The sequence below is a fragment of the Flavobacterium xizangense genome (genome assembly GCF_054075145.1).
In genome coordinates this window covers 184,031-205,317 of sequence record NZ_JBSIPG010000005.1, presented here as the reverse complement: position 1 = coordinate 205,317, position 21,287 = coordinate 184,031, and the positions used below count along the sequence as shown (strand labels likewise).

Annotated in this window: 20 protein-coding genes and 1 tRNA gene; 10 read left to right on the top strand and 11 right to left on the bottom strand. The window is 31.3% G+C overall.

The window, feature by feature from the left end; translation table 11 throughout:
* Positions 1-245: 245 nt before the first annotated feature.
* A complete protein-coding gene (locus ACWA1B_RS14150) occupies positions 246-2,036 on the bottom strand; it encodes an ABC transporter ATP-binding protein (RefSeq protein ID WP_456907933.1) in 1,791 nt (596 codons plus the stop codon).
* Between the two features lie 263 nt (positions 2,037-2,299).
* On the opposite strand from ACWA1B_RS14150, the gene ACWA1B_RS14145 reads away from it, so the two are divergent.
* Positions 2,300-2,374, top strand: a tRNA-Val gene (locus tag ACWA1B_RS14145).
* A gap of 138 nt (positions 2,375-2,512) precedes the next feature.
* On the top strand, positions 2,513-3,169 hold the full coding sequence (locus ACWA1B_RS14140; RefSeq protein ID WP_456907931.1) for a DUF4240 domain-containing protein: 657 nt from the start codon (positions 2,513-2,515) through the stop codon (positions 3,167-3,169).
* Between the two features lie 114 nt (positions 3,170-3,283).
* Here ACWA1B_RS14140 and ACWA1B_RS14135 read toward each other — a convergent pair whose 3' ends face one another.
* Positions 3,284-4,585 carry an erythromycin esterase family protein gene (locus ACWA1B_RS14135; protein ID WP_456907929.1) on the bottom strand — a complete coding sequence of 434 codons (1,302 nt, stop codon included), beginning with the start codon at positions 4,583-4,585 and terminating at the stop codon, positions 3,284-3,286.
* Positions 4,586-4,986: 401 nt separating this feature from the next.
* Here ACWA1B_RS14135 and ACWA1B_RS14130 point away from each other — a divergent pair, with 401 nt between their 5' ends.
* The 5 genes from ACWA1B_RS14130 (at position 4,987) to ACWA1B_RS14110 (ending at position 10,562) form a co-directional block, all read left to right on the top strand.
* The gene (locus ACWA1B_RS14130; protein WP_456907927.1) at positions 4,987-6,291 is read left to right on the top strand and encodes a M20/M25/M40 family metallo-hydrolase; all 1,305 of its coding nucleotides are present in this window, start codon (positions 4,987-4,989) and stop codon (positions 6,289-6,291) included.
* A 245-nt stretch (positions 6,292-6,536) separates the two neighbouring features.
* Entirely contained in the window at positions 6,537-7,736 is a 1,200-nt protein-coding gene (locus tag ACWA1B_RS14125; protein WP_456907925.1) for an outer membrane protein assembly factor BamB family protein, read from the top strand.
* A 236-nt stretch (positions 7,737-7,972) separates the two neighbouring features.
* On the top strand, positions 7,973-8,839 hold the full coding sequence (locus ACWA1B_RS14120) for a chromate resistance protein ChrB domain-containing protein (RefSeq protein WP_456907923.1): 867 nt from the start codon (positions 7,973-7,975) through the stop codon (positions 8,837-8,839).
* A 59-nt stretch (positions 8,840-8,898) separates the two neighbouring features.
* Positions 8,899-9,396, top strand: coding sequence for a hypothetical protein (locus tag ACWA1B_RS14115; protein WP_142448776.1), 498 nt, complete (start codon positions 8,899-8,901; stop codon positions 9,394-9,396).
* 2 nt (positions 9,397-9,398) lie between these two features.
* On the top strand, positions 9,399-10,562 hold the full coding sequence (locus tag ACWA1B_RS14110; protein WP_456907921.1) for a chromate transporter: 1,164 nt from the start codon (positions 9,399-9,401) through the stop codon (positions 10,560-10,562).
* 14 nt (positions 10,563-10,576) lie between these two features.
* On the opposite strand, the gene ACWA1B_RS14105 is transcribed toward ACWA1B_RS14110, so the two are convergent.
* The 3 genes from ACWA1B_RS14105 to ACWA1B_RS14095 all read right to left on the bottom strand — a co-directional run bounded on the left by ACWA1B_RS14105 (position 10,577) and on the right by ACWA1B_RS14095 (position 13,170).
* Positions 10,577-11,182 (bottom strand): class I SAM-dependent DNA methyltransferase, encoded by a 606-nt coding sequence (locus ACWA1B_RS14105; RefSeq protein WP_456907919.1) that lies wholly within the window; start codon positions 11,180-11,182, stop codon positions 10,577-10,579.
* A gap of 84 nt (positions 11,183-11,266) precedes the next feature.
* Positions 11,267-12,568 (bottom strand): hypothetical protein, encoded by a 1,302-nt coding sequence (locus tag ACWA1B_RS14100; protein ID WP_456907917.1) that lies wholly within the window; start codon positions 12,566-12,568, stop codon positions 11,267-11,269.
* 194 nt (positions 12,569-12,762) lie between these two features.
* A complete protein-coding gene (locus tag ACWA1B_RS14095) occupies positions 12,763-13,170 on the bottom strand; it encodes a VOC family protein (protein ID WP_035643743.1) in 408 nt (135 codons plus the stop codon).
* Between the two features lie 135 nt (positions 13,171-13,305).
* On the opposite strand from ACWA1B_RS14095, the gene ACWA1B_RS14090 reads away from it, so the two are divergent.
* Positions 13,306-13,749, top strand: coding sequence for a PepSY-like domain-containing protein (locus ACWA1B_RS14090; RefSeq protein WP_456907914.1), 444 nt, complete (start codon positions 13,306-13,308; stop codon positions 13,747-13,749).
* Between the two features lie 275 nt (positions 13,750-14,024).
* Positions 14,025-15,476 carry a glycosyltransferase family 2 protein gene (locus ACWA1B_RS14085; protein WP_456907912.1) on the top strand — a complete coding sequence of 484 codons (1,452 nt, stop codon included), beginning with the start codon at positions 14,025-14,027 and terminating at the stop codon, positions 15,474-15,476.
* Between the two features lie 59 nt (positions 15,477-15,535).
* On the opposite strand, the gene ACWA1B_RS14080 is transcribed toward ACWA1B_RS14085, so the two are convergent.
* Both ACWA1B_RS14080 and ACWA1B_RS14075 read right to left on the bottom strand, forming a co-directional pair.
* Positions 15,536-16,591 (bottom strand): linear amide C-N hydrolase, encoded by a 1,056-nt coding sequence (locus ACWA1B_RS14080; protein ID WP_456907910.1) that lies wholly within the window; start codon positions 16,589-16,591, stop codon positions 15,536-15,538.
* A 130-nt stretch (positions 16,592-16,721) separates the two neighbouring features.
* Positions 16,722-17,096: a hypothetical protein gene (locus ACWA1B_RS14075; RefSeq protein WP_456907908.1), complete on the bottom strand. Its 375-nt coding sequence runs from the start codon at positions 17,094-17,096 to the stop codon at positions 16,722-16,724.
* Between the two features lie 296 nt (positions 17,097-17,392).
* Here ACWA1B_RS14075 and ACWA1B_RS14070 point away from each other — a divergent pair, with 296 nt between their 5' ends.
* Positions 17,393-18,448 carry a serine hydrolase gene (locus tag ACWA1B_RS14070; RefSeq protein WP_456907906.1) on the top strand — a complete coding sequence of 352 codons (1,056 nt, stop codon included), beginning with the start codon at positions 17,393-17,395 and terminating at the stop codon, positions 18,446-18,448.
* 18 nt (positions 18,449-18,466) lie between these two features.
* Here the strand turns inward: ACWA1B_RS14070 and ACWA1B_RS14065 are convergent, their stop codons facing one another.
* From ACWA1B_RS14065 to ACWA1B_RS14050, 4 genes are all read right to left on the bottom strand, one after another.
* A complete protein-coding gene (locus tag ACWA1B_RS14065; RefSeq protein WP_456907904.1) occupies positions 18,467-19,399 on the bottom strand; it encodes a transglutaminase in 933 nt (310 codons plus the stop codon).
* An 18-nt stretch (positions 19,400-19,417) separates the two neighbouring features.
* Positions 19,418-20,269 carry a substrate-binding domain-containing protein gene (locus tag ACWA1B_RS14060; protein WP_456907902.1) on the bottom strand — a complete coding sequence of 284 codons (852 nt, stop codon included), beginning with the start codon at positions 20,267-20,269 and terminating at the stop codon, positions 19,418-19,420.
* A gap of 49 nt (positions 20,270-20,318) precedes the next feature.
* Complete coding sequence (locus ACWA1B_RS14055) at positions 20,319-20,792, bottom strand: DUF4265 domain-containing protein (RefSeq protein WP_456907900.1); 474 nt, start codon at positions 20,790-20,792, stop codon at positions 20,319-20,321.
* A gap of 83 nt (positions 20,793-20,875) precedes the next feature.
* Complete coding sequence (locus ACWA1B_RS14050; protein WP_456907898.1) at positions 20,876-21,268, bottom strand: VOC family protein; 393 nt, start codon at positions 21,266-21,268, stop codon at positions 20,876-20,878.
* Between the last annotated feature and the right edge of the window lie 19 nt (positions 21,269-21,287).

Below are 21,287 nucleotides of genomic sequence, written 5' to 3'. Positions count from 1 at the left end.
CTCCAATTTACGATTGGAGCTTTTTTTGTCTTTTCTAAAAAATGATTTTCTTAAATATTCTCTGTCTAAACTGCACTAAAGTCCAGCCCTACAATATTATTTGTTCCTTTGGAACTGCAAAAGAGTCTTTGGCTCTATTTATATTGTAGGGCCGGACTTCAGTCCGGTTTAACATGTTTATAATAAAAAACAAACCCAACAGGTTTAAAAGCCTATCGGGTTTGTTTTATCATTTGAAATTCCTTTTATGAATTACTAAACTGAAGATTACTCAGATTTTTATAAATTCCATTTTCAAGGTTTATCAATTCCTGGTGTGTTCCTTCTTCCGAAATTTTTCCGTTATCCAAAACAAGAATTTTATCTGCATTTCTAATAGTTGAAAGTCTATGGGCTATTATGATGCTGGTTCTTCCTTCCATTAAGACTTCTAAAGCTTCCTGAACAAGTTTTTCGCTTTCACTATCTAATGATGATGTTGCTTCGTCCAAAATTAATATACTCGGATTTTTAAGTAAAGCTCTGGCAATTGCAATACGCTGACGTTGCCCGCCAGATAATTTAACTCCGCGCTCTCCAACTAAGGTTTCAAATTTTTCTGGAAAACCTTCTATAAAATTAAATGCATTTGCTTGTTTTGCGGCGGCTATAATTTCATCTTCAGAAGCATCTGGTTTTCCATATGCGATATTCTCTCTGATTGTTCCTCCAAATAGAATAACATCTTGTGGCACAATACTCATATTGCCTCGAAGGTTTTCTAAATCATAATCGTGGATATTTTTTCCATCAACTAAAATTTCTCCGCCTGTAATATCATAAAAACGCAATAATAAAGAAGAAATAGTAGATTTTCCCGCGCCACTTGGTCCAACAATTGCGATTTTTTGACCAAATTCAGCTGAGAAATTTACGTCTTTCAAAACCTGAACTTCTTTTCGGGATGGATAATGAAAGGCAACATTTTTGAAAGTAACATTTCCTTTTATTTTCTCGATTGATTGTGCTTTCGGATTTGCATTGATTGCCTCAGGAGTTTCTTCTAATAATTCAAAAACACGTTCTGTTGCTCCAACAGCTTTTTGGATTTGTGCATACATTTCGGCAATTCCACCAAAAGAAGCTCCGATAAAAGTGGTGTAAAGAACAAACGAAATCAAGTCTCCAACACCTTCGACTTCACCTTTAATAGTTAGTGTAATTCCGTACCAAACTACAGCAACAACACATCCGAAAAGACATAAAATAATAAACGAAGCAAAATAACCTCTATATTGACCGCCTTTGATAGCAATTTTTACGATCTCTTTTATTTTGTTTTTATAACGCTGAATTTCGTACCATTCGTTTGCAAAGGCTTTTACATTGCTAATTCCTTGTAATGTTTCTTCCACAATTACTTGGCTTTCGGCTACTTTATCTTGTGTTTTTTTTCCGTATTTACGAATAAATCTTCCAAATATTACGGCTGCAACGGCAACAACAGGAACAATAGCCAACATCATTAAAGTCAATTTTGGACTTATGCTTCCTAGAATCACAAATCCACCAATAATTAAGATGAATTGACGCAGGAATTCGGCGATTGTTGTCGTGAAAGTATCTTGTAATTGCGAAATATCGGCACTGATTCTACTGTTAAGTTCACCTACACGTTTTTGTGAGTAGAAAGACATTGGTAGTTTTACCAGATTTTCATACAAAGCAAAACGAATGTTCGATAATGAATTTTCAGTAAAATTGACAAACAGCGAAATTCTGAAAAAAGAAAAAATCGCCTGCAATGTCAAAATTCCCATTAATGCAATGGCAATTTCGTTTGCTTTATCAAGATCTTTGTTTGTAATACAGTCAACCAGCATTCCCATTAATTTAGGAAAGGCAAGGGCAGTGGCGCTGGTTAATAAAAGGAAAATCAAGCCAAGGAAAAATTTCCATTTGTGATTCTTGGCATATTTAAAAATCCGGAGTGCTTTTTGAAGGGAATTAGAGTCTAATTTAGCTTTCGGTAAATCGTTTTCTTGAAATCTAGCCATTTGAATATACTATTAAGATATGCAAATGTATGATTATAGCAAGTGAATACAAAAGAATATTATGATTTAGAGTTTGTGTTTTCTGTTTTTAACTAAATTTAAGAAAATGAAGATTTTTTTAGCTTTTTAAATCACTGAAAAATAGCTTTCTAAATGTTTTGTTGAAATTATTTTTCATTTTTTTCTAGAAAACGCTTGCAAATACAAAATCTAGCTGTATATTTGCACTCGCAATCACGAAATGATAGCAACCTAATAAAATAGGGCGATTAGCTCAGCTGGTTCAGAGCACCTCGTTTACACCGAGGGGGTCGGGGGTTCGAACCCCTCATCGCCCACAAAGAAACTCCTTAAGAAATTAAGGAGTTTTTTTTTATGTTCATACTTTCGAATATTAAAAATTTATATCTTGAATATAAGTCAGAAACATTTGCATTTTAAATAAGCTTTCGTTTAATAAATTTGATAAAAAAAGAATGAAAAAATATAAACTTATACTGTTTTTAATATTGACAATTATATCCTGCGGGCATTCAAAAAAAAATAATTCAAAAAAGATATCTAGTACTGAAGTAAAAGAATTTATAAAAAGCAACAAAATGGATAAGGCTGAATTTTGGAAAATAATAGAATATTCAATTGCAAAATCCAATAACGATAAATTAGAACAAGAAAAAATTATTATTGAAAAATTATCAACCTATACCCCTGAACAAATTATTGAATTTGAAATGATTTTCAGGCAATTAATTATTCAAGCAGATGATTTTAAAATTGTGGCAGCGCAAAAAATTATTGTAGACTATGTATCTGATGACAGCTACCTCTATTTTCGTTGTTGGCTAATTGGAAAAGGACAAAAGATTTATGCAGGAACTGTGAAAAACCCCGATTTTTTATCGGAAAATATCAATCAAGATGAAGAATCATTTTTTGAAGGATTAATGTATGTTGCAACAAATGCATATAAAATCAAAACAGGTAAAAAAGAAGAAGATGAAAGTTTCCCAAGGATTGTTGCAATCAAAAAAGGCTTAGATTATGATTTTGGAGCGCCACCAACAAAAGGTGTTGATTGGAAAGAGGAGGAATTACCAACAACTTATCCGAAATTATGGAATTTATATAACTAATGATGTATTCCTTTTGATTGCTAGATTCTTCAAATCCTGCAAAAAATGGTTCGTAAACAGGCTCGTAAGGACCACCAAAAAACTCCTTAAGAAATTAAGGAGTTTTTTTTATGTTTATTCCGCAATCAAATTATTAGTCGGAAGTGAAATACTTTTTACAAAGATTAATCCATCAAACATTTCTGAAAGCTTTTTTTGATACAAATGATTTTTTTCAGGATCGAAACCTCCACCACCTGCAAATATTTGTTTTGATTTCTTTTGGAAGAAATCTGAGGAACTGCTATTTAGTGCTGTAGACATATCAATAAAGTAAATTTCGTCCTTAGCTTCAAAAAACGTTTCGGCATAAGTTTTAGCAAATGGCTTATTGAATTCAACTTTTCTCCATCTTGGTTTTTCATCTTTATCAGAAAAATAACCCGCTTGCGTACCTATACCAAAATCAAATCCAACACTATAATAATCGTTTTTATAATATTCTTTTAAATGTTTTCCTAAATTATCAACGCTGTTTTTTCTACCAGGATTATCAAATCCTTTATAGTCAATATGCGCATTGTGAGCCCAAATAAACGCTTTCCCATTTTTTGATTTATTTTCTACTATCCATTTAGCATTTTCAAACATTTTTAAATCTCTAACTTTACTTAAGGGATTTTGAACGTAGTAAGTATATTGTGATAAATAATTTAAAGCTCTAATTGCTGAATTGAATTCATCGACATTCTCGGGTTCAATTTTTTTTCTAAAATCCAGTAAAATACTTTCAACTTCATTTAGCTTTGGAGTTTGAATATCAGCCCAATCAGTTTTACCAGTGTAATCAACTTTTTTTTCTGCACAACTATCAACTACTAAAAGAAGTTCTTCACTCACAGGAATATTATATTTTGTTGCTAAACTTCGTATTTCCTGATTTATTTTTTTAACGTTTTGAATGTCCATACCATAAAAGCGAATTTGGTCATCCTTGCTTTTGTCAAGGTTGTAATTTCTCATCCATTCCAAAAGATTGACCACTTCTTTGCAATTCCAAAATCCGATGCTAAAATTGTAGGCAATAGTTGCTGCGTTTCCCTTTCCACCACTAATCCATTCATTTATTGCAGCTTCAGAGGTATATGAATCCTCCATAATAAACACTTTGATATTTTGGGTTTCTACCAAATATTTAAAGAATTTAGCTTTTATGTCGAAAAATTCTTTTCCTTGGTGAGTAGTTTCTCCAAATCCGAAAACTTTTGCATCGGCAAACTTTTGAGGTACATTATTACTAAATATCGTAAGATTCGTATTTGGATTTGCATCTTCAATTTTGATTGCATTTTCGTTAATCCAACTTAAAGCTTTATCATCTTGGGAATAGGTTTGAAATAATGTAAAAAAAGTAATTGCTGAAATAAATTTTCGCATATTTGATTGTTTTTAATGTTTTAGAATTGGTTTATAAGAGCTATAAAATGATATGAATACAACATATTTAAGTAGGCTTCATGCAATAATTTGTTTTTTCTTCGGACTAATATAGAAAATGTTATTGCTAATAAATTGTTAACTATTTAAAATAAAAATGATTTTCATCATCCATTTCCACCTATCGAAATTTTCTTTAGATTCTTCAAAATGGTTCGTATACTAATTAGTCAAAATCAAAAAAACAAAGGATTCACTGGAAAAGTAAAAGATTGGAAAGTAGTATATTCTAAAAGTCAAAAAACCTCATTTTTTTCGATTAAAAACTTTTACCAACGCTAATTTTGCAAATAATTAACTTACTTTTGGTTTAACCAAAATATTATTTATAAAAGTAAAATATGAAAAAAATTATTGTAAGTATTTTTGTTCTAAGTCAATGTTTTAATGTACATGGACAATCGATTGATAAAATTATTACAAACAAGGAAGTATCTCGTATAGAGAAAATACTTTCGGCTGATGATATGCAGGGTAGGAGAACTTTTACTCCCGGTATTGAAAAAGCATCGGCCTTTATAGAATCAGAGTTTAAAAAAATTGGTTTGCAAACTTTCAATTCAGCACCGAATTACAGACAAGAATTTTCTATGACTGCCTCTAAATCAGTTTCTTCAAAAATTACTATTGATGGCAAAGAAATAAATAATAATCAAATTGTAACATTCTCCTACCTTCCGCAAGTTTCTTTAACTGAAAAAAGCGATATTTCTATTGTAAAAATCAATAAAGGCGATAACATTGGCCAGAAATTTAATGAATATTATAAAAGTCCGAAAAACCTTTTGGTACTAGTTGATCCTTCATTTGAAAATGTTTTACCGAATATTCAACATATTGATCGAGTAACTGCTAATCCTGGAAACAATACGATTATGTTTGTTTTTGGTACGGTAGAAGCGACCACTTTTTCTGTTGAATTAACGAATACAATCTCCAAAAAAACATTGAATAATGTTGTTGGAGTATTACCCGGAAAAACTAAACCAAATGAGTATGTAATTTTTTCTGGTCATTATGATCATTTAGGAGTAGGTTCTCCCGAAGAAGGTGCTCCACATCCTGCAACAGATTCTATTTATAATGGTGCTAATGATGACGCCGCTGGAACAACAGCCGTAATTATGCTTGCGAAATATTTTAAAAAACAAAATAATAACGAGCGTACTATTATTTTTACCACATTTGTCGCTGAAGAAATAGGTGGTTATGGCGCCAAATATTTTTCTAAACAGCTTGAGCCAGAAAAAGTGATTGCGATGTTCAATATTGAAATGATAGGAACAGAATCTAAATGGGGTAAAAACTCTGCTTATATTACAGGTTTTGAAAAGTCCAATATGGGACAGATTTTACAAACTAATTTAACGGGAACAAGTTTTACATTTTATGCAGATCCTTATCCAGATCAACAATTATTTTACCGCTCAGATAACGCTACGTTGGCAAGACTTGGAGTTCCCGCTCATACCATTTCTACTTCAAAAATGGATAATGAGCTAACATATCATACAGCTGATGATGAATTTGAAACTTTAGATATTGATAACATGACTCAAATAATAAAATCAATTGCATTAAGTTCTTCTTCGATTATTAGTGGAAAAGATACACCAACAAGAGTAAATACTACTCAATTGAAATAAAATAAGTAATTATAAAAATTGAAAAAGCACTGAAAACTAATCATTTTCAGTGCTTTTTTTGTTCTTTTTCGAATATTAAAAATAGAAATTTATAATACATTATTAGCCGTAAAAAAATACTAAAACTGTACTTTTATAGTTTTTACTATATTTGGCATAAATACTATTTGTTTGTATTGTTTATAAATTAATTTTTACTTCATATAATTTAGTCCCAAATCAAATTATCAAATAAAACTTTAAAAATGAAACAAAAAATAATAACGTTTATATTCTTGTTTACTGCAGTAAGCATGTTTGGACAAGTGCCTACCGTTACAAAACCTGCTACTGATGCTAATAATGTTTCAACTTCGATGGATCCGGTTACTAATAAAATCATAAATCCGCTTAAGAAAGTCCCATTAGACGAAGCTTCAATCTTGCTTTATGATTATGATGGTACTCTTTTTTCATTTGATTTAGAATCAGAAACGATCGTTTGGACTAAAAAAGCTACTGATTCGCACACTGAAATGTGCGCAAACGCTATAACACTTCAGGATGGCATTGTGTATGTTCCTTTTATAAATGGTGAAATTTTTGCGATTGACAACCAAACAGGAGATCTTTTCTGGAAATCAAGAATAGGTAATATCACTGACCAAATTGTATTAAAAGATCAGACACCAACTATAAGTAATGGAAAACTATATATTACTACTCAAAACCAAAACAGCAGTATTTATGCTCTTGATATAAAAAACGGAAGTTTGGCCTGGAGTTACAAACTAGATGCCTTACAGAATCATACTCCGGTCCTTAGTTTTGACAATAAAGTTTATACGCAAAGCGGATCAACATTTTATTGTTTTGATGCCAACACGGGAAAAATCATTTATCAAAAAACATTTGATGAAGCTATAACCGGAAAACCTGTTACTGATGGCGAAAATGTATTTGTTGCAAATGAAAAAAATACACTTTTTGCTTTAAGCCCAAATAAAGCTGAAATTTTATGGGAATTTAAATTTGATGAAAATCAGAATAATATCAGGAATCGTATATTTTGCAAGGACAAAAAAGTTTATTTTGCGGCGCAAGGTTCAACTGCTACTTCTGTATATGCTGTTGATTCAAAAACAGGAACTCAGTTATGGAAAACTGATTTTAAAGAAGACAATATCGAATACATCACTCAGGAAAACGATAATTTGTGGGGATATACCCAAAAGAAGAAACTTTTTCAAATACTCTTAGAAAATGGCGAAATAGTATTAGATAAGAAGTTAACAACTATGCCCATTTCAAATATCGAGTTTCCTGTTGATGACAATTTACTACTTTATTATTGCGATGCTGGCCTTATTTCATACGATTTAAAGGAACAAGATGAAAACATGATGTATATGCGAACCTCAATTAAAGATGATGTTTATAGCGCATTCATAAGAATGATTAGATAATGAAATAGCATTAAAAAAAACTCCTTGAGAAATCAGGGAGTTTTTTTATTTCCCGCTATAAATTATCGCAGGTACTTTAGTCAATTACAACATTTCCATCTGGGTATTTTTCATTTACTTTGGCATAGTTTTCTTTTTTTATCTTTCAAATTAATTCGTAAAAAGAAGAAATTGTATAATTTGTAACCAAATGATTTTATTAGATTTGAATATTCGAAATTCTTAATATTTATCAAATGAAATGGATTACCAGAGAACGTCCAAAAATAGACCGAATTGCATGCCCGTGGCTAATTCGTAAATTTGTTGACGCTGAAGCCGAATTCATTTATGTGCCATTTAATATCGTTTTGCAAAAAGCAAAAGAACTTAATGCAATTCCGTTTGATATTCCGGATGTTGAATTTACGCATTATGAAGATCAAAGCACTTTTGATTATATCATTAAAAAATATGAAATTGATGATCCCGCAATTTCAATTATCGCTGGTATTGTAAGAGGAGCAGATACAGATCGCCATGATATTGCAAAAGAATCAGCTGGACTTTGGGCCATTTCAGCCGGGCTTTCTTATAATATTACTGATGATTATAAATTGCTTGAAACAGGAATGATTCTCTACGATGCTTTGTACAGCTGGGCAACTCATCTATACAAACAAAATCATTTACAGAATAGTCCTTTTGAAAATTTACTTCACGAAGTTTACAATAAATTTCTGAAAGACAAAAAATCTTCAACTAAAACGCCAGCTTGGGTCAAAGATTTAAAAGAAATAATTCAGGATCAGATTGATGCTCAATTTGCATTTGACTTAAAGAAAATTTCTAACGAATTAGACCTAAATCCGTCGTATTTATCGCGAGAATTTTCGAAACATTTTGAAGATTTGAATTTTGGAGAATATGTTAGAAAGCTCCGAATAGAAAAAGCAATAAGCCTTATTTCAAATTCATCTCATTCCTTAACCGAAATTGCCTATATGACTGGATTCTCAGATCAAAGTCATTTTACCAGAATTTTCAAAGCACATACGGGCAAAAATCCATCAGCTTATCGAAAAAAAAGTACAAAAAGTAATCCAGATACAAAAGGTAAATAAGATTCTATTTTAAACTGTATATGGCTTTTAATTTTGTTTTTATAACTAAAATAAAACCAATGTACTCAAAATCAATCTTTCTTTTTGCAATATTACTATTCAGTATCAATGTTTCATCTCAAACAACATATCCCAAAATAACAGGATATTTTGGGATAATGCATCCAATAGTTACATTTAGTAAAGACGAAACGACTGTAAATTTCAGAGATTATTACGCGGTAGGCTTTCCAACCGGAATTAATATCTGGAAAAGTGAAAAAATTGGTTTTTCGCTTGAATTTGTCCCAAATATAAAAGACGATAACGGAACTGATAAAGTAACCAATTTATTATTTCATCCTGGAGTTTTGGTTGCATTAGGAAAAGGCTACACTTTTGCCGGAAGAGCGGCTTTTGAAACAAGCGGAAGATATGGTTTTACGCCTGTTTTCAATAAAACTATAATTAAAAACAAGAGCTGTAGCTATTATGCCGCCGTGCCATTGCCAGTCCGATTCGGGAATGACCATCCTGCAACTTTCACCGTAGGATTTCAATTTGGAATTGCATTTTAATTATGGAAAAAACATCAAAATACAGTTTGTTGCAATTAACACTTTATTTTCTAAAACTGGGAACTACAGGTTTTGGCGGTCCTGTTGCCTTAGTTGGCTATATGCACAAAGATTTGGTCGAAGACCGAAAATGGATTACTGAGGAAGAATACAAACAAGGATTAGCTTTGGCGCAGCTTGCTCCGGGGCCGCTCGCAGCGCAATTGGGAATTTATATAGGATTTGTTCATTACAGCTTTTTAGGAGCAACATTGGCCGGTTTTGCGTTTATTTTGCCTTCATTTATAATGGTTGTCCTACTAGGAATTGTTTATAAATTATACGGTGGTTTATCATGGATTCAGGCTGTATTTTATGGTGTTGGCGCTTCAGTTGTAGGTATTATTGCGCTCAGTTCTTATAAATTGACTTTGAAATCTATCGGAAAATTAAATATCGAATCTTTTAAATCGAAATGGCTGCTTTGGTTGTTTTTTATTTCAGCCGCAATCGTAACATTTGTGACCGAAAAGGAGCAAATTTTACTATTTATTTTAGCTGGATTTTTTTATATGATTTTCACAGCTCCTCCAAAATGGTGGAATATCAGAACAACAAATTCTTTGATTTTATTTCAATTTACTCTGTGGAACTCAGAAGAATCAATACTCATTAAATTAGCTGTATTTTTTGCTAAAGCAGGCGCATTTGTTTTTGGAAGTGGTTTAGCCATTGTTCCTTTTTTACATTCTGGTGTTGTAGCAGAAAACCATTGGCTGACTGAACAACAATTTCTGGATTCAGTTGCCGTAGCAATGATTACTCCGGGACCAGTCGTAATAACTGTAGGTTTTATCGGTTATTTAGTTAACGGTTTTTCAGGTGCATTGATAGCGGCTTTAGCTACTTTTCTGCCATGTTATTTGTTTACGATTATATTAGCACCGTATTTCAAGAAAATTGCCGATAATAAATCGGTAAAAGCTTTTGTAGAAGGAATTACTGCTGTTGTAATTGGCGCTTTGGTTGGGTCTGTAATTGTTATTTCCTCACGAAGTATTATCGATGTACCTACAGCAATTATTGCTATTCTAACTATTTTGGCTTTGATTTATTTGAAAAAAATCCAAGAACCCTATATTATTTTAATTGCCGGAATTATTGGGATTTTCATAAAACTGATTTGACGCTGGAAAACAAATTATTTTTTCTGAACCAAAACAACCCAGTCTCTTTGCGTATTTTCTTCGATGAAATTCTCGATTTCATATTCTAATCGAAAACCTAAATCTTTCATTAAGATCAAAACATCTTTTCTCGATAAACAGCTGTAATAGAAAGGTTCTCCAAACATTTTATCTGTATGCTCGTCTTCTTTTTTTCCATGAGTAAAAAGAAAATAACCGTTTGGTAATAGCAAATCATAAATTTTGGAATAAATCTCTTTTTGACGTTCTTTTGGAAAATGAAAAAGTGAATCCCAAGCTATGATACCGTTGAAGTTTTCATTTGATTTGAAGTCGAAAAAATCGCAGACAAAAAATTGTGAATTTTGAATTTCCTGAGATTTTGCAATTTCAATCATATTCTCCGAGAAATCAATTCCAATTACGGACTGATTATTATCCGAAAAATATTTTGCTATCGGAAGCCCAGCTCCGCATCCAATATCTAGGATGGTTCCGTTGGGTTCTATGTGTTCTAAAAAATCTTTAATCGGTTTATTTATAGCCGAATTATTCCTGATTTTCACCCATTCATCAACTATTTTATTATACGATTTTTTGTTTACAGCTGCATTTTCCATATTGTAAAGGTATTTCCTCTCAAATTATTTATTCGAATATAAAAAAGCTGTTGTAACTTTTTTGAAACAATTTATAAATTTAATTTACTTAGCGAAGATTGTTTTTTGATTTAAGGCATTAAAAGAATAAGAAACCATTACATAACTCCATAATGTGAGCTTATTTACATCTTGAATCTTGGGAAGATTTTGCATTGAATTTGTTGATTGATAAAATGAAAAGGCACAATTAATCTCTACTTGTTTTATTGGAATATATTTTAATGAAATGTCATTTTCGAAACCTAAAAATTTTGACATTTCTTGATTTAAATTATTCAGCAAAGGATATTGTGTATAGAAAAGATGAAAATCAGAACGAAGCGATAATTTTGGGTTTATTGGAAACGTGGCAAATAAGTAGGGATTGACTAAACCTTTTCCGCCAACATCAGCTGGAAAACGCGTAAAAACATTCATATTACCATTAAATTTCCAAGTTACACCATATAAAACATCAAAATTTTCAGAATTGTTTGCAGACAAGCTCGGATTGCTTCCACTTATAATTTCAGCACCCAAACGCCAATTTGATTTTCGAAGTGACAATTTTACTTCGGGTTGAAAATAGTAGGCAAATAGATGTTGCCCTTTTGAATTTTGTCCGAACTGCAAATAACTATTTAAAGTGTAATACCATTGTTTCTTTTTAAATTCGATTCTTCCACCTGTTGTAGCTCGGGCATAAATAGCATTAGAATTTGAATCTTCAAGAAAATCAACCGTATTAATCGAATTAAAATAAAACGCTTTTTTAGAGATATAACTGAAATTATAAATCAGCATATACTTGTATTTATTAGATGCTACCGGGGAATATGCGGCATCAAAACTATTATTATAATTTCGAGTAAATAAAAAGAAAAAATCATGCGAAAAATGTTCTGAATATTTCATTACACGAATACCTTCATGCGCTCGTCCCTGTTGGGCCCACGGAGCATCAGAAAATAATCTGCCATTATCCAGTAAGACATTCTGTCTTCCTAACCTAAAGTTTATCGATTTAAGTTTGGTTTCAAAAAACAACTGATAAAAATTAATGCTTCCGACTTTGGATGCTTTATTATGCTCATCCCAAAGATGAATTTCTTGTAAGTCAGATTTGATAAACCATTTTTTCCTTTCATACTGCATAGAAATTCGATTTCTCTGTGTGATATAAAAGTAAGGATCAATCGAATCGTTAGGAGGAAGGATATAATTTGAAGTATATTCAGCTCTAGGTCTGATTTCAATATTCATCAAGAATTGCTGAGATAAACTATCTTTTTCTTGGGCTATTATCTGATTAACTGAAACAATAAAAATTAAGATTGAGATAACCTGCTTTATCTGGTTGGTCATTATTTTCTTCTTTAATCCGATAGATTTACTATACAAATATAGTAATCAAAAATTAATTTCAGTTTTAATATCTATTTTGTTAAATACAATGAGCCTCATGTTTGTTAAATAAACTCCTTAATTGATTATTTAATAATAACACAAAACTCCAGAATTAAATAATTCTGGAGTTTTGTGTTCCGTATTTTATTTCATTAAATCGGTTCCCAAAGTTCAATTTTATTGCCGTCTGCATCCATAATATGAACAAATCTGCCATAATCATAAGTCGCAATATCGTCCAAAACTGTCACTCCGTTTTCTTTCAGCTTATTTATCAATCCTTCAATATTTTGTACACGGTAATTGACCATAAACTCTTTTTTTGAAGGAGAAAAATAATCATCATTTTTTTTAAACGGACTCCATTGAAGCGCTTCTTTTAAATCTGGATTGTCTATATTTCTGGATTCAAACGTTGATCCCCAATCATTGACTTCTAGTCCTAAATTTTTAGCGTACCATTCTCGTGTTTCTTTTGGATTTTCGGTAAAAAAGAAAATGCCACCAACTCCTGTAACTTTTGGAACAATATTATCCGATTGCTTGTTTGAATCTTCCATATTTAGTTTGATTTTTAAAACTTAAATGTACTAAAAAAAGCATTTCCTAAATAATTAAAGGTTTCTTAAATTAATTTGAACCCAATTTTAGTTGTTGTAAATTAGCTAGTTATGAAAATTTAAAAACGTTAAATTATGAAAACACATCATATAATTGTCGTATTATTATTCGGTTTTGTAATATCAACCAACGCGCAAAAAAGAATTGAAACTACTGAATTGCCAAAGCCAGCACAGGAATTTCTTCAAAAACATTTTAGTTATACAACGGTAGATATTGCAAAAAAAGACGCAGAACACGGTGAAAAAGGCTATGAAGTTATATTAAAAGACGGAACCGAAGTTGAGTTCTGGAAAGATGGCTCATATCGTGAAGTTGATGGCGAAAAAAAACCGATTCCAACAGACTATATTCCGGCAAGCATTAAAGAGTATGTTTCGAAGCATTATCCGAATGAAAAAATTACGCATATCGATTATGGACACAAAGATCTGGACGTCGATTTAACAAACGACATTGATTTGGAATTTACCAAAGATGGCAAAATTCTAAAAGACAAAAACAATAATATCAAGTAAATTCCGTTTTTAAAATCTCCAGAAAGCCTTATTTCTGGGGATTTTTTTTAAAATATAAAGTATAAACTTTTTACAATTGTATAAAATTTATACACTTAGATTTTAGCTGAAATTTGCTAAACCCCTCATTCTCAATTTTTATTATTTATGGCACAACGCTTGTAAAATCGGATATAGTCCATTTTTGTATAATTTCATTTTTCATTGTTTGATGAAAAACAAAAAACAAAAGTGATCAATTTAAAAGCCATTTTACGATAAAAGCAAATAGCCCAATGAAAAGTGAAACAATTATTTCTGAATCATTATATATTTCAGATAAAAATCTCAGCACAAAAGAACAATCATTAAAAAGAACAATTTTTAATTCAAGTACAAAATCCCAACAAAAATCATCCGAAAAAACATCCAGCAGTTTAGGTTTTATAGTACTCGCGGGTACTTTTTTATTGATGCTTGGAGGCGCTTTTTTAGTTTATTATTTCCAATCTGATTTCGATCAATTTCAATTGGATAGAATAAATTCAAGTTGGGGATTTCCATTTTTAATTCTAGCCGCAGCTTTATTCTTTTTCCAGACAGGTTCATTTTTATATAATTTGTATTTATATTTTAGGTACAAACCAATTGAATCAGTTTCAGATGATTTATTGCCAACATGTACCGTAATTGCTCCTGCTTACAACGAAGGAAAATTAGTTTGGGAAACCTTATTAAGCCTGGCAGACAGCGATTTTCCTGAGCAGAAACTTCAAATACTTGCCATTGACGATGGAAGTAAAGATGATACCTGGTATTGGATGCAGCAGGCAAAAATTAAACTTGGAGATCGTTTATCAATTTACCAACAACCTGAAAATAAAGGAAAACGTCATGCTCTTCACCGCGGATTTGAACTTGGTACCGGAGAAATATTTGTAACTGTTGACAGTGATTCAATTGTAAAGAAAGATACTTTGCGGAATTTGGTAAGTCCGTTTGTTGTTGATGAAAAATGTGGAGCAGTAGCAGGAAATGTACATGTTTTGAACAATAAAAAAGCGTTATTGCCAAAAATGTTGAATGTTAGTTTTGTGATGAGTTTCGAATTCATGCGTTCAGCTGAAAGTATGCTGGGATCAGTTTTATGTACGCCCGGTGCGGCGGCAGCTTATAGAAGAGATGCTGTATTTGCATGCCTTTCAGAATGGATAAATCAAACGTTTATGGGCCAACCATCAGATATTGGCGAAGATCGGGCAATGACAAATATGATTTTAAAACAAGGGCTTCATGTTTTATTTCAAAGAAATGCCTACGTATTGACAAACGTTCCGGAAGAATATAAAGGTTTGTACAAAATGTTTATTAGATGGGGCAGAAGCAATGTTCGCGAAAATATTATGATGGCACAATATGTTTTCAAAGATTTTAGAAATGAATCTAAATTTGGCGCAAGACTTTTGTTTGTAAATCAGTCTTTAAAAATAATCATGGCATATCCATTCTTGTTATTTATGTTATTTTTTATAGCGGTACATCCAATATTATTTTTTAGTTCAACACTTTTAAGCATTTTAATAGTTTCAACATTTTCAGTATTATTTTATGCTAAAAGATACAGTTTTGCTGATGCTTTTTGGGCTTATTCTTATAGTATATTTTATACTTTTAGTTTATTCTGGATTACACCTTATGCGATTGCTACTGCTAATAAAAAGGGCTGGCTGACACGTGGTTTGTCTTAACATTAAAAGTAAAACCCTCAGAATTTCTGAGGGTTTTACTTTTTAATTAAAGTTATGATTTAATCTAATCCAGCAAATTTAAATGGCGCCATCGCCTGAAAATTCATTGAAGATTCTCCAGAATAATTTTCGTTATTTGCCAAACTGAGTTTTCGCACTTTAGCTTTTTCGCTAAAATCAAGTTTACTGAATTCAACCCAAACCACATTTGGATTTAAAACATTATCAAAGTAATAAACTAGATTTTTTTGATCGGCTACCGTTCTCCATCTTGTTGAGGATATATTGGGTTCTGTCGCAGAAGAAATTCCAAGTGGTACAGAACAATTTCTGATTACGCCAAAAACACTAGCTAGTGCTGTTCGGATATTATCGGTTTTAGGAATGGCATCGATATAATAATGAGCTCTCACAAATCGATCTGCGGCTCTGTTTGTTCCTGGCAGCATAATTGTTCCCGGAATACTTTTCCAATACGTATTTATAGCCAGTTGTTCATCAAAAATAGGGGAGTTTGTCATTGCCACATATGCTCTGTCATGATGAATTACGAGTTTTCCGTTTATGTATTCAAAAATTGCATTATCTCCAGATGCATCAGAAATGGACAAATGGACTGTCGCAAAAATATCGGTTCCCGGAATATGTGATGATGTTACTGTAAACTCATTTTTTTCTAAAGCACTTACTGCATCAGAAACAGTAGAAAAATTATCCAAAACATATTGCAACCATAATGAAACCGCCAAACCTTTTGTTTTGCTGTTTTTTTCAAATTGCGGATAAGTTGATTCTGCCAGCCATAGCAAATTTCCAACCAAACCTTTTTCATTCATTCCGTCAGAAGAAGCAATATCCCAAGAACTTGTAACCACGCTTCCGTATTTTGATTTCCATTTAACCGAGTTATTTCCAGCTTCTCCAAACCTTTCGATTCCTCTTGGAAAAACCCACAAATTAGCCGGAATTTCGCCTCTCCAGTCCATTGAGCGAGCGGTTAAAATAGTACCATTTGGACCTTGATAAACTATTCTTGTGCAGGCAAAAGTTTTTTCGCAATAAATTATTGTGCTCAAGAAAGCAAAAAATATTAAAATTCTAATTTTTGTTTTCATATAACTCATTTTATTTTATTAAAAAAAATCACTTTACATTTTGTAAAATAAAAAACTCCTGAAAATTGAGATTATCTAGGAGTTTTTTGATTTTTTATGTGGTTATGTTTTTATTTGCAATAAGACAAACTCAAATCTTTTTAAGAGTCAATTTTACTTCATCAGTCTCTAAAATTAGTTCGTCCTTAGTGATGGTGCTCACACAAGGCCATGGAGTACCTGTTTCATCTTTAATTACAAGACTTTTCCCTTTTTTAGTTAAAGCATAAGTACCATCTGTCATTTCTCTAAGTAAAAATCCTGTTACATGACCATCTTCAGTAAAAGTTAATTGGCCATTAGTAAGAATTACATTTTTCAATGAATCAGAAAGTGGTTTTTTGCTTGCTTCTACGCTTGTAACTTTCCAAGAACTTACTAATTCATTTCTTTTTGCTTTGTTGCACGAAAGAATTAATACTGCTGATAATAGAATCCCGAAGATAAATAATTTAGATTTTTTCATAATTCTGTGATTAAAAAATTAGACAGGAAAAGTTACAAAAAAAATCAATAGTTAAAATATTTATAATCAAATATTTACAATAACTAGATTTAAAAATCAAAAATATAGGTTAAACAATCGTATTGTTTAATGATTTGAAGATAAACAAACTATAAAAAACGTAACTAAAGAATGAAAACTAAGACGTAATACTTATATTTGAAATTCTATTTTCAATTCAAATTATGCCGACATTAAAAAAAAGTATTTTCTTTATCTCTTTGCTATTTCTTAGTTGCAGTTCTAAAAAAAATGTTTTGGAAAAAGTTTTAGCTTCTAATGATGAAAAAATAAAAGAAGTACTAAAAAACTCAACAAAATATGAACTTCAAATCATTTATACGCAAATTATAAGAGATAAAGAAAGAATTACTTTCAAAGATTATACTTATAATTTAAATGCATCAAACTACTATTATCCCGCAAGTACTATAAAAATGCCTATCGCAATTTTAGTGCTTGAAAAATTAAATTCAATTGCTAGCACATCTGTCAACAGTGTTTTTACTATCGATGGAAATCCTGAGAAATTAAAATTTGCTGATGAAATTACGAAAGTTTTCGCCGTAAGCGATAATGTTGCCAGCAGCAATTTATTTGAATTCGCAGGTTTTGACTATATCAATCAAAAAATGAAAGAGAAAGGATTAGAGCCTTTCAGAATTAGTCATAGACTTTCTGGTTCTGACCCTTCAAATCCACTTGTAAAATCAGTTACTTTATATAAAGATGATGGTACAGTTGAAGTTTTTCCTTCTAAACTGAACGAAAAAAGCGTACCGCTAACGCTAAATAATGTCATAAAAGGAACAGGATTTATGAAAGATGACAAACTTATAAACGAGCCTTTCGATTTTTCGAAGAAGAATTATTATCCATTAGAAACGCTTCATAATACATTAAAAAGAATTGTATTTCCAGAAGCTTTTAATGAAAGTGAACGTTTTAAAATAACAGAGCAAGAACGAGAATTTATTTTATTTTCGATGCAGAATTTGCCTCGAAATGCTGGCTATGATCCAAAAGAATATTATGACAGTTATTGTAAATTTTTCATGTATGGAGATACTAAAGATCAAATTCCAGATAACATAAAAATATATAATAAAATTGGTCAAGCATACGGAACAATGACCGAAACGGCCTATATAATTGACTCCAAAAATAAAGTCGAATTTATGGTTTCAGCAACAATACTGGTCAATAAGGATGGTATTTTTAATGATAATGTTTACGAATACGATTCGGTTTCACTTCCTTTTTTTGCCGCGCTTGGAAGAGAATTATATAAAAAATCTAAATTTATAAACTGAAAACAAGAAAATAGATTATTAGTTTAGAGTTAATTCTCCCAAAATTTCTTCATACAAAAATGGCCCGCCTGGATAAGTAGCTGTATAATCTAAATTCATCCAGACTTGTCCACGTTCATCAATATGATAATGTATTTTTTTTCCATAACTTTCTTTTACAAAAAGTACATTTTTTATCAGGAAATTGACTTTTTCTAAATCAATTAAAGAACCAATTAGAATTTCAGGATAGATATGACCTTTGGTATGAATTAGTCTTGGTGTACCGCCAATGGCACGAATTGCAGCCGCCATTAAAATAGAATGATCATCGCAATCGCCGGAAAAATATTCTAACGATTCGCTCGCAGTTGCTATATAATCACCTTCTTTTGGATCATTTACATAATTCCATTGGCTATTGATTTCTTTAAAAACTGCGAAACATTGAATTGTAGTACGATAATCTGAATAGCCTTTAATACCTTTAAAATGTTTTGTAGTGGCCATAATAGCAAAATTTCGAACTTTCGGATTTTGATATTCTATCGCATTTATAATTTTTGATTTATTTGGAAATGGAAGCAATTTTGCCACAATAATATCCTGTGGAAAAGGATTATCAGACATGGTGTAAATCATCGAATTATAGTCTTCTGAAATTTCACTAAAACCATAATTACCAATAACAGAACCATAAAATAAAATCAGCAAATAAACTGCAATACACAAAATTATTATGGTTCGTAACAGCATCAGCAAAAAAAAGATAAGCGCAAAAACAAATAGAAAAATAAAGACGCGATCTAAATTGAAAGCCCAATTTAAATCGCGGAGATTTTGATGCAGAATGATGAAAATCGGAATGGTAATCAAAAGACTCAACAGCATGATAATAATCCTGTCATAAGGTGATTTCACCTGTAATTTGGATTTTAATTGCGGAAAGTCAATTTTAGGGAAATTCATCATAAAAATTCAAAGCAGTTTTTACAGCGCTTTTACAGTTTCAACAAAAGTACTTTTTTTATCGATAATTCCCAGATCGAATAATTGATTTTGAATTTTCGTAAATGCCTTTTCATTTAAATGTTTTTGTGACCATTGTGTTAATTTCAGCCACTCGCGAATATCTTCTTTTTTTTGATTAAAAAGTTCTGCTAATGTTTTGTCGATATTTGGAATTTGTGCAAAATCCTGCGTTGTTTTATTGATGATTTCAAGAATTTTCTCCATTGCTTTTGAATTCTTTTTCAAAAATTCATCACGAACTGCAATTACAAAAGAGGGCCATGGAGTAGGGCAGTCGCCCACACGTCTAAACACACCTTTGTCAACTAGAGGTTTTGTCATAAAACGTTCCCACATAAAATAATCTGCAGTTCCATTTGTCAAAGCTTCAACTGCACCATCAATTGTATTAATGATTTCAAATTGAAGATCATCTTGTTCCCAGCCTTGCTCAGCAGCATTTACATACGCCATTAGTTGTGAACCAGATCCAATTCTTGAAATTGCCACTTTTTTGTTTTCTAAATCTTTTACAGTATGAAAATCTGATTTAGCCGCAACATGGATTCCCCAAATTAAAGGAGACTGTACATAAATCTGAACAATTTTGCTTGGATTTCCTGCCAAAATATCTTTGACAATTCCTTCGGTCAGAATTACAGCAATATCAGCTTCTCCATCACGAAGCATCTGACACATTTTGCCTGTTCCTTCAGGAACATCTTTCCATTGCAAATCAATACTTTCTGCTTCAAATTCACCATTTTCGATGCATAAATGCCATGGTAAATTGAAGTGTTCGGGGACACCCACAATGTTTACAGTTTTCATTACAATTTTAAGTTTAAGTTAAGTTTGCTATGCGTATTCTTAAGTTTGTTTAGTTTTTTAATAAATCTGCCCGATGCTTATCTGATAGACATGGCTCAGCATATTCAATTATTTCTTCCGATTCATATTCGTTCAAAATGCTTTTTACTAATGCATAATCTACATCACGAACAATTTCAACTGCAAATAAAGTTTCGTTTAAACCTTCTGATTGGCAATTAATTACTTTTAATTTTTCTCTGATAATTTCTTTATCAAATCCTTTCTCTAAAATTAGAACCTGAACAATTGAGTTTCCTGAATTTTCGATAGTTTCTTTATAAACAAAACGATTTTCCTGCTCGTCAAATTCAGCATAAAATAAATCATCGGTTGCAATAAGTGGTCCAAAAAACGGAATATTATCCAATTTAAAAAGACCTTTTTCTAAATCTATAATTTCAGCCCACATGGTTTCTGAAACATTGTCTTCTAAATAATCGCTGTAATATTTAAAAAGTATTTTTTTATGCGTTTCTGTCATTTATTTATCTGAAATTATTTTTTTAATTATTGAAATTTCGACAAAGGTTTTAAATTTTCAAATTGACTAATTGCCTAATTTTTCTATTCAATTTCGCTTATTTCTGCTTTTAATGGTGATATAACTATACGATAACCATCTGGATCCTGAATCATTTTTCCGTTTTCATTCCAAAATGGATTTGCTGCAGTTATAGTTGAGATATTATGATGTTCAATTTTGTTTATCACATTATTATAATCTAAAAATGATTTTGGATAAAGCACAATTACATCATCTTCATCAAATGTATGTGTTGCTTTATTATTGGACTGAGTGAATTCAAAATGCCAGTCTAAACCAGATTTTCCAATGAAAATTCCATTGTAATTATTATGATTCTGAAACTCTCCTAATTGTTCAAAACCTAGAACATTTACATAAAAATCTTCAATTCTTTTTAAATCATCGGTGTGTCGTGCAACTCTTAAAAACATAAATTGTACGTTTTAAAAA